Origin of the sequence: Algoriphagus namhaensis, assembly GCF_042649705.1 — a bacterium.
In the GTDB taxonomy this organism is placed as follows: domain Bacteria; phylum Bacteroidota; class Bacteroidia; order Cytophagales; family Cyclobacteriaceae; genus Algoriphagus; species Algoriphagus namhaensis.
Genome location: NZ_JBHRZS010000002.1, coordinates 71,898 through 86,082, shown reverse-complemented (window position 1 = coordinate 86,082; position 14,185 = coordinate 71,898). Strand labels below are relative to the sequence as shown.

Annotated in this window: 12 protein-coding genes and 1 riboswitch; of the genes, 7 read left to right on the top strand and 5 right to left on the bottom strand. The window is 43.6% G+C overall.

What is annotated here, in order from left to right; translation table 11 throughout:
• Positions 1-4: 4 nt before the first annotated feature.
• The 3 genes from ACFOSV_RS00435 to ACFOSV_RS00425 form a co-directional block, all read right to left on the bottom strand.
• Positions 5-1,273 (bottom strand): hypothetical protein, encoded by a 1,269-nt coding sequence (locus ACFOSV_RS00435; protein ID WP_377902251.1) that lies wholly within the window; start codon positions 1,271-1,273, stop codon positions 5-7.
• A gap of 160 nt (positions 1,274-1,433) precedes the next feature.
• Positions 1,434-2,747: an RIP metalloprotease RseP gene (rseP, locus tag ACFOSV_RS00430; RefSeq protein WP_377902249.1), complete on the bottom strand. Its 1,314-nt coding sequence runs from the start codon at positions 2,745-2,747 to the stop codon at positions 1,434-1,436.
• Positions 2,747-3,913, bottom strand: coding sequence for a 1-deoxy-D-xylulose-5-phosphate reductoisomerase (locus tag ACFOSV_RS00425; protein WP_377902247.1), 1,167 nt, complete (start codon positions 3,911-3,913; stop codon positions 2,747-2,749). Before ACFOSV_RS00425 ends, rseP begins: the two co-directional genes overlap by 1 nt.
• A gap of 233 nt (positions 3,914-4,146) precedes the next feature.
• On the opposite strand from ACFOSV_RS00425, the gene ACFOSV_RS00420 reads away from it, so the two are divergent.
• Both ACFOSV_RS00420 and ACFOSV_RS00415 read left to right on the top strand, forming a co-directional pair.
• Positions 4,147-5,598, top strand: coding sequence for a S1C family serine protease (locus ACFOSV_RS00420; protein ID WP_377902245.1), 1,452 nt, complete (start codon positions 4,147-4,149; stop codon positions 5,596-5,598).
• A gap of 45 nt (positions 5,599-5,643) precedes the next feature.
• Entirely contained in the window at positions 5,644-6,054 is a 411-nt protein-coding gene (locus ACFOSV_RS00415; protein ID WP_377902243.1) for a nucleotidyltransferase substrate binding protein, read from the top strand.
• A gap of 18 nt (positions 6,055-6,072) precedes the next feature.
• On the opposite strand, the gene ACFOSV_RS00410 is transcribed toward ACFOSV_RS00415, so the two are convergent.
• On the bottom strand, positions 6,073-7,125 hold the full coding sequence (locus tag ACFOSV_RS00410; protein WP_377902241.1) for a YncE family protein: 1,053 nt from the start codon (positions 7,123-7,125) through the stop codon (positions 6,073-6,075).
• On the bottom strand, positions 7,122-8,981 hold the full coding sequence (locus ACFOSV_RS00405; RefSeq protein WP_377902239.1) for a TonB-dependent receptor: 1,860 nt from the start codon (positions 8,979-8,981) through the stop codon (positions 7,122-7,124). The genes ACFOSV_RS00410 and ACFOSV_RS00405 overlap by 4 nt, the downstream gene beginning before the upstream one ends.
• 123 nt (positions 8,982-9,104) lie before the next feature.
• Positions 9,105-9,321: riboswitch (cobalamin riboswitch) on the bottom strand.
• Between the two features lie 78 nt (positions 9,322-9,399).
• Here ACFOSV_RS00405 and ACFOSV_RS00400 point away from each other — a divergent pair.
• The 5 genes from ACFOSV_RS00400 to ACFOSV_RS00380 all read left to right on the top strand — a co-directional run bounded on the left by ACFOSV_RS00400 (position 9,400) and on the right by ACFOSV_RS00380 (position 14,183).
• On the top strand, positions 9,400-10,560 hold the full coding sequence (locus ACFOSV_RS00400; protein ID WP_377902237.1) for an ABC transporter substrate-binding protein: 1,161 nt from the start codon (positions 9,400-9,402) through the stop codon (positions 10,558-10,560).
• The gene (locus ACFOSV_RS00395) at positions 10,553-11,584 is read left to right on the top strand and encodes an iron chelate uptake ABC transporter family permease subunit (RefSeq protein ID WP_377902235.1); all 1,032 of its coding nucleotides are present in this window, start codon (positions 10,553-10,555) and stop codon (positions 11,582-11,584) included. Before ACFOSV_RS00400 ends, ACFOSV_RS00395 begins: the two co-directional genes overlap by 8 nt.
• Complete coding sequence (locus ACFOSV_RS00390; RefSeq protein ID WP_377902233.1) at positions 11,581-12,558, top strand: ABC transporter ATP-binding protein; 978 nt, start codon at positions 11,581-11,583, stop codon at positions 12,556-12,558. Before ACFOSV_RS00395 ends, ACFOSV_RS00390 begins: the two co-directional genes overlap by 4 nt.
• Before the next feature lie 99 nt (positions 12,559-12,657).
• Positions 12,658-13,104 carry a MarR family winged helix-turn-helix transcriptional regulator gene (locus ACFOSV_RS00385; RefSeq protein WP_377902231.1) on the top strand — a complete coding sequence of 149 codons (447 nt, stop codon included), beginning with the start codon at positions 12,658-12,660 and terminating at the stop codon, positions 13,102-13,104.
• A 74-nt stretch (positions 13,105-13,178) separates the two neighbouring features.
• Positions 13,179-14,183, top strand: coding sequence for an NAD(P)/FAD-dependent oxidoreductase (locus ACFOSV_RS00380; RefSeq protein ID WP_377902229.1), 1,005 nt, complete (start codon positions 13,179-13,181; stop codon positions 14,181-14,183).
• Positions 14,184-14,185: the final 2 nt, after the last annotated feature.

The window sequence follows — 14,185 nt, the reverse complement described above, 5'->3', positions numbered from 1 at the left end:
CTATTTAAAACTCGAGACCAATTTGAAATGTAAGCGCCGACCTGCTGAAACTCGAGCGCTTCGCCAAAATATTGGCCGTGTAGTAATCCAACTGCAAGTCACCCTGAAGCTCAGTGAAGACCGTCATTTTGCCAGCAGGAATTCTTGCACCAACTTTTAAACCAGGTACAAATAGTCGCTTCGGCCCTTCCAGAATTGGTGTATTATACAGATTCACACGATCACTCTGGAAGATTTCCTCTCTGATTTCCGTGCTTTCTATATTCAGACTTCTAAACCAAATAGCAGCCATCACACCAGCATATAAATCAAGGTTATCCTTACGGAAAACACTATAATTGAAGCTAAAGGGAACAAATACGCTTGTTTCTTTGAACTCCTCGACCGCGTTGATGGACACAACTCCCGGAGATTCAAAATCGCTTTCAAAAGTAGAATTGAATTGTTCCAACCCTAGCCCAAAGTCGATCGAGATTCTAGGAAGCTTTCGAAATTCTTTCAGCCTCACTCCAGCCAGAAAACGCAATGCAAGATTATTTCCAAAATCATTGAGCTGACCTCGCTCCACTGACCTATCCAAAAGAGAGATCATACTCACTCCAGCAGTCAAAACTGGAGCGACCTTCATAAACTTTACTTTACTGACGTGAACCTGATTAGGTCCTCCTTGGCACTCGTTATATGCCGTGAATAAGCGAATAAAATCCTGCTCATCCATTTTAGTGGTCTCAATCATGTCATTGAGCAGCACGCCACATTCACCCGCCATTTCTAGCTTCAATACACTCATGTAGGCTTTCACGTATCGCTTAAGCTTATTTCCATCAATTGATCCTACGGTATAAAAGGCTTTCAATTCAGATATTTCTTCACCATTGTCAAGGAAATACCTTTGATCATAATAGTTTAATTGAAGTGGGCCCGAAACCAGAATCTGTACAAAGACTTCTTCATCAATCTCTGGGAGTCTTTTGGTCATAAAAAACCGTGAATTTTCTAGCCCGAACGCATTGAGATCCAATGTGGTGTAGTTTTTCTTTTCCCCATTGGATTCAAAAATCAAGGTTTTGTAGGTGGCTTGATCATAATCACTGATGATCTTACCAAAGATCTTTTCTCCTGATTTAGTGATTACAAAATCCTCTTCAAGACCAGTCTGAGGATTTACATTGCTCCAGATGGATTCTTCAATAAAACCGCTTTGTGAATAAGCTTGTAAAGCCAAAAACACCAAAGAAAACCCTAAGAAAATCGACACAATTTTTTTTTGCATATGCTTACAAATTTTCCGCATATGTAGATAAAAAACACTTCAAGAACAATAGCTTTTAAAAAAATAGTTTCTGAAAAATAAACTGTCATAAATCAGCTTTGAAATGTAAAAAACCGAGCTTACAACTCGGTTTTTTGTCAGATTGATTTGGATTGGTCCACTAGTTAAACAACTTCAGAATATCATTACCAATTGCGAACACCATCAATGCCAAAAGGATAACCATCCCTACCTTCTGGGCATTCTCAAGAAATTTATCTGAAGGTGCACGCCCAGAAACCATTTCATACAATAAAAACATCACATGACCACCATCCAAAGCTGGAATCGGAAGAAGGTTCATGAAGGCTAAGATCATAGAAATCAATCCTGTGATGCTCCAAAATTTACCCCAATCCCATGTATCTCCATAAATGGCCGCCATGCCAATAGGTCCACTCATGTTTTTGGTGGAAACTTCTCCGGTAAACATCTTACCCAAGGCTTTGGCATTGATTGCCACGACATTGAAGGCTCGCTTAGTCCCATTTGCTATGGCTTCATTAAACCCGTATTTCCGAACAACAGGCTCTATCAAAGGAGTCACAGCAATATCAATGGTCCCACGTTCTGTCACTGCTACTTGCGTAAGCACGGTGTCGCTGCCAGCGAGATAAGCTAGTTCGGCTTGCTCCCCAGCTGCCTCACCCAAAACTCGCTGTAAATCATTAAAATAATTGATCTCTTCACCATTCACGGTGAGAATCTTATCTTCTTTTGTAAGACCCGCTTTCTCTGCAGCACCCCCTTCATCGATCTGAGCTAGAACAAAAGGATATCTGATATCAACAAAGTTATCCAGTGCCTCTTTGCTGCTGAATGAATTGATAAAGCCTCGAGGAATTTCGATTTTCAAGATCTCCCCATCTCTATCCACTGTATAGTAACCGTTCTCGGTTAGGAGGGCTGATCCGCTGCTGAGATCCCCAAGTTTTTCGTAAGATTCTCCATTGATATCCAAAATTTTATCTCCATCCTGAAGCCCAATGGACTGGCCGATATCATAGGCAACGATTCCATTTTCGACTACTTGATCCCGAGAGAAATAAGTTTCTCCATTTTGATAGACCAAGTAAACAAAGATCACAATACCGGTAATCACATTCACGATAATCCCACCAAGCATTACGATCAGTCGCTGCCAAGCGGGCTTAGAGCGAAATTCCCAAGGCTGTGGCTCCTGTGCCATCTGCTCCTGATCCATGGATTCATCGATCATTCCAGAGATTTTCACAAAACCTCCCAGCGGAATCGCTCCTATAGAATATTCGGTTTCACCCCACTGAAAACCAGCAATTTTTGGAGGAAAACCAATTGAAAATTTTTCGACTCTCATGCCAAACATCTTGGCCGTAAGAAGGTGACCCAATTCATGCAATCCAACCAGGATGGATAATCCCAGGAGCAATTGACCCACCATTATTAAAGTATCCATTAGCTAACTTTTGTTAATAATTCTTTTGTAATCTCTCTGGCCCGCTGATCGGTGTGGATATAATCCTCCAAACTTGGCGAAGCCAAAAATTCTGTTTTGTGTAAAGCTTCCTCAATCAATTCAGACATCTCTAAAAACCCGACTTGATCCTTCAGGAAAGCATCCACTACTATTTCGTTTGCAGCATTCAAGATACAAGGAGCATTACCTCCTCGGTCTAAAGCATCATACGCGAGTTGAAGATTTCTAAACGTTTTCAGATCCGGAGCCTCAAAGTCCAAAGAAGCATATTTGGCGAAATCAAAGCGTTCGAAGTCACTTTTCAATCGATCCGGATAGCTCAAAGCAAACTGAATGGGAATACGCATATCAGGTAAGCCGAGTTGCGCTTTGAGTGAACCATCCTCAAACTGAACCAAGGAATGGATAATACTCTGCGGGTGAACTACCACATCAATTTGTTCTTTTTTCAGCCCAAAAAGCCATTTGGCTTCAATCACTTCTAGACCCTTGTTCATCATGGAAGCTGAGTCAATAGTGATTTTCGCACCCATATCCCAGTTGGGATGCTTTAAGGCCTGAGCCTTGGTCACCGTTTCTAAGAATGCTCGATCCTTCCCTCTGAAAGGACCTCCTGATGCGGTGAGGATAATTTTTTCAATAGGATTATGAAATTCGCCAACAAGACACTGAAATATCGCCGAATGCTCAGAGTCCACTGGGTAAATATTCACTTCATACTCTTTGGCTAAGGCCGTGATAATCTCACCGGCCACTACCATTGTCTCTTTGTTGGCAAGGGCAATAGCCTTTCCAGCTTTGATTGCCTGAATAGTGGGCAGTAATCCGGAATAACCGACTAAAGCAGTCAGAACCACATCAATTGTGGACATTTCTACGACTTGAGCTATAGCCTTTTGCCCGGCAAAAACTTTGATCCCTTTTGGGTCCAAAGCTTCTTTCACCGCCGAGTAATGCGACTCGTTGCCGATGACTACTGCATTGGGATCAAACTCCAAAGCTTGCTGTATTAGCAATTGAAAATTATTCTGGGCTGTGAGTACCTCCACCTGAAATTCTTCCGGATGCTGCCGGATTACCTCCAAGGTCTGGGTGCCTATGCTACCGGTAGAGCCTAGGATGGCTACGCTTTTGGGATTACTCATTTAAATCTTCACTTGAATTGAGAAATAAACCGATCCATAGGTGGAAGGTTTTCTCGTATGGCTGACAAAATTACAAGATGACTAGACTTTTCCTTGTACAAATCGTCAGTTTTTCATGACTGGTTTACATTTTGTTGGAATAAGCACCAAAAAGGGCATTTGTAAATGTAAAAGTTTGTGAAGAGTCAAACCTAAGCCAGCCAATGCCGTGAGTCAATTTTAGAATAAAAACTATGAGAAACTCAATTAAAAACATCGGACTTTCTTTCATGGCGGGCCTTGTTGGTGCCGCAGTCTGGACCCAATTTTTGGTTCAAACACCCGAATCGATATCCTCAAATTTACCTACCAGCCAAGCTTCTGAGATGAATTTTGCTTCGAGCTACGCGCCAACGGAACCCATCAATTCATCGCGATCAAACCCGCCCATTTCTTTTGTAGAGGCTTCCGAGAAGTCAACCGGATCAGTAGTTTTTATCAAAAACTTCTCCGGAACAGATCCGAGACGTTATAGCATGTTTGACTATTTCTTCGGCAATGGTCCTTCTCAGCAAGTAAGCACAGGCTCTGGGGTGATTATTTCCACAGATGGCTATATCGTCACCAATAACCACGTGATTGATGGAGCAGAAACCATAGAAGTGATTCATCAGAAAAAAACATACAAGGCAAAACTGGTCGGCACAGACAAAAACACCGATATCGCCGTCTTGAAAGTTGAAGCAGAAGGTTTGCCTGCCATTAAAAGAGGAAGCAGTCGAGACCTTGCTATTGGGGAATGGGTGATAGCCGTGGGGAATCCGTTTAACCTAACCTCCACAGTGACAGCTGGAATCGTATCTGCCAAAGAACGTCAAATTAATATCCTAGGTGGAGATTTCCCTCTGGAAAGCTTCATCCAAACCGATGCTCCAATTAATCCTGGAAACTCCGGTGGAGCACTAGTTAATGTCGATGGGGAACTTGTAGGCATCAATACAGCCATTCTTTCACGTACAGGTTCATACACCGGTTATGGATTTGCCGTGCCAGTGGATATAGCATTGAAAGTTGCCAAGGACTTAATCGAATATGGCGAAGTCCAGAAAGCCATCCCCGGAATCGAAGCCGTGGAAATCACACCGGAGCTGGCTGAAGAACTTAAAATTGAAACCCTAAATGGGGTAATTATCACCCATGTGGTCAGAGAAGGTGCCGCAGAGGCGGCAGGACTTTCTCGCGGTGATGTAATCACCAAAATCAATGCACAACCTATCACTGGTATGGGTAGCTTTGAAGAAGCCCTATCCTATTATTACCCCGGTGATAAAGTAACTGTCGATTACTTGCGAGAGGGTAATGCACGTACTGCACAGCTAGAACTCCAAAATCTAGAAGGAGGATCTGGTATTTTGAAAAGAGAATATTATAGCTCTAGCCTTCTCGGGGCGCGATTGGAAGCGGTCAATACTATTGAACGAGATCGCTTGGGTCTTTCTCATGGGGTGAAAATCACTGCAATCAATCGAGGGTATCTCCGAGATTTGGGCTTGAGAAATGGTTTCGTCATCACTTCTATCAATCGTGAACCAGCAAAAGACCCTAAAGTGGTCGGTAAATATCTGGAGGATTTCAGTGGTAAACTCTTGCTCGAGGGAGTAGCTCCTAATGGTCAGCCTTTCATGCAGAGTTATACCGTGAGATAATTCCTTTTCGTAAAAGTTTGCTAACTTATCACAAAGCAAAACCTTATGAAAACGCTCCCTCAATCCTGCGAACAGTGCCTTGCCGAATTTGGTCAGGCCCTTGATGATCTCCGAGTCTATGTCCAAAAAGCGAAAAAAGTGGAGCTCTCGGAGGCTCAATCCAGAGAACTGATCACTAGTTTCGAGGTGACACATGAGCTCGCACTAAAGGTGATGAGTAAGTATTTTGCCCAGCAGGGCAAAGGACCTTACTCAGGCTCCAGAGACTTGACGGTCGAGGCTTTTCATGCAGATCTGATAGATGATGGTAAATCTTGGCTGGACATTATCATCGACAGAATCCAGTATAATCCAGTCTACGAGATTGATACTCAGTCAAAATTTATTGAAAATATCAAAAAACGCTACACTTCGCTTTTCAATCGCTTCGAGGAAAATATGGGGAAGATGCTTTGACATCTTCCCTTTTTTTTATCAATAGAAAAAGAATCCGGAAGGGCCTCTTCCCACGGTGAGCGTATTCTGAAGGTTGGCATTTTTATCATAAATCATCACCTCTCCATTCCCTTGAAAGCCTTTGGAAAAGGCTAGCAATAACTTGTCGTTGTTCTTATCATAGCCTATCCCGTAAATCCCTGTTCCACTGAGATAATTGATATCGAGCCTACTATCATATAAGGAGAATTTAGAAATGGCATCGTTATAATCTGGCCATCCTGAGCTAGTGCTGATGTAGATCAAGTCCTCATTGCCAAATGCAATCCTGCCTGTGGCATCAGGAATGGGAAATCCAGTTTGGATTTTCTTGGTAAAATTATCCAGATGAAAGGACTGAAAGAAAATTTCATCAGCCCCGATGGAATAAATCCAAAGATCACCGCGCATTTCAAAAAACTGGATTGGCCTTCCCGGTACTTCGAGTGTTTTAAAAATAGTCTCTTTTTCAGTATCGATGATTTCTACCTTGCCCTCATCAGATCCAGCCACTAATACATATTTTCCGTAGGCAAAAAGGTCTTCCGGTTTGCTGGAAACGGGGATTTTGGTTTTCACCACACCACCGTTTAGCCCATCCACCACAGCAATGTATGATGCAGGAGTATTGAAATCAGAATCATAGGGGCCGTAATCACTGATGAATAATTTCTTGCCAACGACCGCAATTGAGCGAGGCTGATCTAAGTCACCACTTACAGCACCGAGGCTGCGAAAATCCCCCGCATTCACAATTTCCACCTTTCCGGTATTGGCTACGAGATACAAACGCTCCTCATGCAGGACCACATCCTCGAGTAATCCCGCAAATGGCCGTTGGTTTTCCGCCTCAAAAATATCTGCTTTGAGCTCTCCTGTGATGGGATCAAAATGATAGACCTCTCCGTCATTGCTCCCAAAGGCACCTTCATTCATGATCAAAATTCCGGTTTCGTATTCACCAAGTGGGCGCTCGGGCTCAGTTTCTGAGCAGGACATGGTGAACAAGGTCAGGGCTACCGCCCAAAAGAATTGGTTTAGTTTAATGTTCATAGTTGGATAGATAAGGATAATTGATACGATCTCCCCGGCATAGGCCGGAGATTTAGCACTTGATATTCGGTGTTAAATAAATTATTGACTTGGAAGCGGAGTGGAATTTTGACCTGACCCCAGTGGAAATTTTCATAGTTCAATCCAAGATTGAAAAGCTGATACGAGGGCATCGAGCGGCCGCCATCACTTGTCACTCTTCTTTCACCCACGTAAAAAGTCCCTAAAAAAACCGAAAGCCCAGCATGAGACACCTCAATCCTGCCGTTTGCTTGGTGTTCGGGGGTATAAGGCAGCTGTTTGCCTATGGCTTGATCACTTTCCCCAACACCCTCAGTGATGATTGCCTTGCTCCAAGTGTAAGACCAGCTTGCGCTAAAATTCCATAGTCCTTGACTCCTGCTTAGATTTCCTTGGTATTCAAGCCCTTGGTTTTGAACTTCTCGAAGGTTTTCTGGCGACCATACATTCCCCTTGGGAAGCCAAATGATCCAATTATCCACCTCCATTCGATAATAGGTCATGGAGCTTTTCCAGGACAATTCCCCTTCCCCTGAAAAATGAACGCCTATTTCGCCATTCCAACTTTCCTCAGGCAAAAGGTCGGGGTTACCTCCCGGCTCCCAGAATCGATCATTGAGCGTAGGAACTTTAAAACCCCGTCCAAGAGATGTTTTGAGAATAATGGAAAGAAGCGACATGTTTCGTATGCTCCAATCCATTCCTAACGAAGGAGCAAAAGGAATTCCTCCACCCTCATAAGCTAATTCTCTAAAATTTGCCGAGAGGCTAATTTTTTCCGAAGGAAGAAATCGTAAGGATTGGTAGAGTTCGAGCCGGGTGTCCGTGGCTTGATAAGTGGAAAGATTTCCTACCGCTTGGGTATATCTTACGCCCGTTTTGAGACTCCATTTTTCATTAAAAGTTTTATCCCAATCTCCGCTCAAAAAATACTGATCCGTATCGTTGGCGGACCCATTGAAAAGTTGTCGATCAAGGACCAATCCAGTTTTGAAATTTAAAACAGACTGATCCCCGAAAAGAAAATAATCTAGCACGATTCTATGGCTTTCATCTTCCTGTGTATCACCGCCAGATGACCCCATCACGGGCTGAATCTGACGATCGGCGCTATTCCACCAATAAGAAGCCTTGATCTGTTGGTTTGGCTTGAGATTCAATGCAAAATCTTGAACAAAACCTATCTGCTTCACAGCTGCATGATCTTGATTAACTAGTGGAGTTTCTGGTTGCCCTAAATCTCTATAGGGAAAATCATTCTGAATTTGAAATGAATAAAACTTGGATTGAAGGCTCACCTTTTCGGAGGAAAAACCAGCAGATATACCCGTATTTTTCAAACCAAAGCTTCCAAATTGCTGATTGATATTCAGCTGAAGGCCTTGATCAAAATCACTTTGAGAATCTAAATGTATCGAGCCCCCGATTGCCTCATTTCCAAACAGGGCGCCACTGCTTCCGAATTGCACTTGCACCTTATCAAATGCCTGAACTGGGTAAATCGATAAGTCACTTTGTCCCAAGGATGGAGAATTGATGGGAAGACCATTCCAAAATACTGCGGTATGCCCAGCTGAAGTGCCACGGAAAGATGGGGAGGCAAGCATACCTGGTCCATATTGCCGGATAAAAATGGGTGAAGTCTCCTGGAGCAAATCTCCCAAAGACCTACCTGAATACTCGCTAAGTATGGATTTGGAATAATTTTCGACCTTTTGCCCTTGGGTAAAGCGAGCCAAGGCGGGAGCATAAACATCCACCTGAGCCAAGGCTACAGTGTCCTGACTCTGCGGCTGAAAGCCGAAAAACATACCTATCCAAAGCAACAAACTCATCCCTGATCGAATTAAAATCAAATTCGATTCAGGCCTGAAGAGAAATAGGAAGACATGAAACTAGGCCAAGCGGAGTCACCGCTGACTTTTGATACAGATCTTCTTCGCTTTTCCTCCGAAAGCACAGAATCGTAGAATCAGGCAGGTCTCCTGGCTCACCCCAATTTGCCGCCTTCTCATTCCGAATTGGTTTCGGAGCAATGGCTTTTTGTGACAAATCGTTTGTGGATCGCTCCACGGGGGCTTACAGTTGCGGGGACAGCTTCGGTTTTACACCGAATTCCCTTTTAATCTCAAGCGCTCTAAGACGAGATTGAGAACCTATTTCCGCTGCAAAGCTAGATTTACTCCAGCTCTAAAAAAAGTGCTTAAAATATTTTTTTTGGAAAAGGGCTCAAGTCACTCGTACTTTGCCCGCATGACTTTTCATAGGTGGACATCGAATCGATTGCTTTTTGCAATGCTTGGACTCCTGTTTTTGTTGCTTTCGAGCTGCGCAAAAACGGAGGAAACCACCAAGATTAATCTAAAGGAAATAGAATTGAAATATGCTCAAGGATTTGAGATTCAGAAGGGTGAAGGATATTTTATTATCACCGTTTCTCAGCCTTGGACTGGTGCTGAGGCCCGCTATATTTATCTGGCTCTTGAAGCCGGAGCAACCACACCCAATGGAGAATTTGATGCGGTGATCAAGGCTAATCCTGAGCGAATCGTCCTGACCTCTACCACACAAATCCCTCATCTAGACCTTTTAGGAATTTCGGATCGGCTGGTGGGCTTTCCAGACACGGACTTGATCTCATCCGAAGTGACTCGCAAATTGGTGGATGGAGGAAAAGTCAAAGATTTGGGGTCTGGGCCTAGCGCAAATACCGAGCTGACCCTAGAACTCGAACCGGATCTAATGGTCATTTCCACACTTGGCGAAGATTTGAAGTTTCTTGAATTCCTGAAAACCGCCGGAGTTCCGGCTGTGATCAATGGTGAATATGTGGAGCAACATCCTCTCGGAAGAGCCGAATGGATCAAGTTTACCGGAGCTCTTACGGGCAAGCTCGATGGGGCTACCGCAGTCTTTAACAGGATTGAAAAAGAGTATCTCGAGGCCCTTGAGATTGTGCAAAATAGCAGCTCACAAAATTCCCCGGAAATCCTTAGTGGAGTGATGTACAAAGACATTTGGTACGCGCCAGGAAGTGATAGTTGGGGGGCTCAGATTCTGAAAAATGCCGGTGGTTCTTATATTTTTGAGGAGCAAAAAGGTACAGGGAGCCTTCAGCTTAATTATGAATATGTTCTAGAAAATGGGATAAATGCAGAATTTTGGATTGGGTCGGCTGATTTCGAAAGCCTAGAAAGTATGGGGAAAATGGAACCTCGATATGCAGTATTTGAAGCATTCAAGACAGGTAATGTCTACACCTACACCCAAAAGAAAGGTGCAAAAGGTGGTTTAGAATACTTTGAACTTGGCTATATGCGACCTGACCTTATCCTCAAGGATATGATCAAAATCATTCATCCAGAGCTACTTCCCGAGTATGAATTGTATTTTTACAAAAAGTTAAATGACTAACCGGGGTAACGTACTGCTCTTACTTTTAGGCCTTGGCCTATTGGCTGTTTTCTTTCTGATCAATATCAGCCTAGGGTCGGTTTCCATTTCTTTTCAGGAAATTTTTTCTGGGCTAATCCTCGGGGAGTGGACAAAAAGCTCTACCGAACAAATCCTCTTGAATTATCGACTTCCCAAGGCCTTTGTAGCTGTTTTGGCAGGTATCGGCCTTAGCGTGAGCGGATTGCAAATGCAGACTTTCTTTAGAAATCCTTTGGCAGGACCCTACGTGTTGGGAATCAGCTCGGGCGCAGGTTTAGGCGTGGCTTTGCTTATGCTAGCAGGCTCGGCTTTTGGCTGGATGGTGGGCAATGCAGCGATGAATCCCTGGGCCATTGTGACAGCAGGAAGTATTGGCGGAGGATTGGTACTAGTCCTCGTAAGTCTAGTGGCTTGGCGAGTGAGGGATAGTATGACGCTGCTGATCGTGGGATTGATGTTTGGAGCCGCCGTTTCGGCTGTTATTTCAGTTTTATCCTATTTCGCGGGAGCGGAAGCATTAAAGCTTTTCACCATTTGGGGACTAGGATCCTTGGGTGGATTGGGCTGGTCACAACTTATGGCCCTGTTCATTATGATTTTGCTTGGTTTGATTCCTGTCATTTTCTCAATCAAATCCTACAATGGAATGCTCCTCGGAGAAAGCTATGCCGCCAGCATGGGAATCAACCCAAAAAAACTGCGCTGGATGATGATCATAAGTACAGGGCTGCTTGCAGGAAGTATCACGGCCTTTTGTGGTCCCATAGCTTTTGTCGGAATTGCTGTGCCACATTTGGCACGAATGATCTGGAAAACCTCAGATCATACCACGCTTTTCATAGGCTCTTCCATTTTGGGGGCATTACTGCTGCTTTTTTGCGATGCAATCAGTCAGCTACCCGGAACAGCGCAGTCCCTACCGATCAATGCAGTAACTTCTTTAGTTGGGGCTCCGGTGGTGATTAGTCTAGTGATTCGAAAAAACTTCAGTAAGGAATTTTGAAAAACGCGACCATCATATCAGGCAGAAATATCCATTTAGGTTATCCCCGAGGGAAAAATTTCAAAGAAGTCATTTCTGGATTAAATATTTCTTTAAAAAAAGGCCAAATGACCTGTCTATTGGGAAGAAATGGAATCGGAAAATCCACTTTGATCAAGGGGCTACTAGGCCAGCTAAATCCTCACCAAGGCGAAATCCAATTAAAGGGTCGTTTGCTTCAAGAGTATTCGAAGGAAGAAATGGCCAGAAATATCGCCGTAGTACTTACGGAAACGAATATTCCAGGCAACCTTACTGTGGAGCAACTGGTGGCTCTAGGCAGAATTCCTCATACAGAATGGCATGCAAAACTGCGGGCAGCAGATTACCAAGCCATAGATGAAGCCATTAACGCACTTAAAATCTCGAACCTTAGAAAAGAGCGACTTTCAGAACTAAGCGATGGACAAAGGCAGAAAGCCATGATTGCCCGCGCTTTTGCACAAGAAGGTGAAATAATGATTTTGGATGAACCAACGGCCCACCTAGACCTCACCGGCAGAACAGAAATCATGACCCTCCTGCAACAAATTGCTGTTAGCGAACAAAAGGCCATTTTGGTGGTGACCCACAACGTGGAATTGGCAATAGAGACCGCTCATGAATTCTGGATGCTTATTGATGCCGGCGAGTTGATCATTGGAAAACCCGAAGACCTGATCCTTTCGGGAGATATCATGCGTCTCCTGCCCGAAGGTGATTTCAAATTTGATCTAGCAAAGGGCAGGTTGGTTTTACCAATGCCTTCTTCAGATCTGAAGATCCAAGGTCCAGACGAGTTTACTTTTTGGGTGAAACAAGCTTTGCTCAAAGCAGAAATTCATCATTTACCTCATCCACTTTTGGTCACTTCAGTGCCTTTTGAGCTTTCCTACAAAGGGGAAAAATTCAGCTCAACAGAAGCCCTAATTGAGTTTATCCGACCCACATCTTGATTCCTAGAAGGTCAATTTGGTCTGAAAATCAGCAATTATCAATTAGAATTAATACTTCTGATAAACAATTTTTATATATTTGTTGTACTAATAATTTGTATGACACAAGAGCAATTTGCCAAGTATTCATTTCTACTCGATCGTACCGCACGAAAGGTAAAACAATACGCTCAACAGCGTTTTAAATCTGGCGAATTTGACGTGACCGTAGATCAATGGCTGATCTTGAAAAATCTCTCAGAAAACGGTCATCTCAGCCAAACACAGCTGGCCAACTTGGTCTTCAAAGATCATCCTACTTTAACTCGAATCTTAGATTTACTCTGTAAGAAAGGATATGTGGAGCGAGTGCCACATCCCCAGGATCGACGTAGCTTTCAGCTTCATTTGACCGATTCGGGGGTAGAAAAGGTCCGACATCTAAGGCCTCAGATTCTGGAAATTCGAGAGAAAGCCTGGGAAAATTTAGACGAGAAGGATTTTGAGGAATTCAAGCGAATCTTGGATACCATTTATGAAAATTTAGGCGGAGAAAAGGCGGAATAAATTATTTCGTGCACTAATTATATTTAGACGAACAAAAGTATTTAAAAACTGGTTTTCAGATAAAATTACCCATTATGATTCACACTGACCTTTGTATTATCGGTGCTGGCCCGGTAGGGCTTTTTGCAGTTTTCGAAGCAGGCCTCTTGAAAATGAGATGCCATCTGATCGATGCGCTTCCACAGATTGGCGGACAGCTTTCGGAGATTTATCCTCAGAAGCCCATTTATGACATCCCGGGATACCCAGAGGTGAAAGCTCAGGAACTGGTGGATAATTTGATGGAGCAAGCCAAGCCATTTAAGCCCACATTTACCCTAGGCGAACGTGTCGATCACTTAGACAAACAAGCCGATGGATCATTTATCGTTACCACAAGCGAGAAAACCAAGGTGCATGCCAAGGTGATCATCATTGCAGGTGGATTGGGATGCTTTGAGCCAAGAAAGCCAGTTTTGGATAATTTGGAGAAATTTGAAGGTAAGGGAATCACCTACATGGTGCGTGACCCTGAGACTTTCCGTGATAAGAAAGTCATTCTTGCCGGAGGAGGAGACTCCGCTCTAGACTGGACCATCTTCCTAGCAGACGTGGCCGAACGAGTGACTTTGGTCCATAGAAATGAAACTTTCAGAGGTGCGCCAGACTCCGCATCTAAAGTTTTTGACTTGGCTAATAAGGGCAAGATCGATTTAATCCTCTCTTCCAATCTTAAAGAAATCGGAGGAAATGGCCGCTTGAACAAGGTGGTATTAGAAGACAAAAACAAAGAGCTGACTGAGCTGGATGCGGATTACTTGATTCCCTTGTTCGGATTGAGCCCAAAGCTCGGACCCATCGCGGATTGGGGATTGAGCATAGACAAAAATGCGATCGAAGTCGATACACGCGATTATTCCACAGGAGTGGAACGAATCTATGCTATCGGAGATATCAATACCTATCCGGGTAAGCTGAAATTGATCCTTTGTGGGTTCCATGAAGCGGCCATTATGATGCATTCTGCATTTAAATATGTGTATCCAGATCAGAAATTAAGCTTCAAATACACCACAGTGAATGGTGTAAATGCATTTTAATT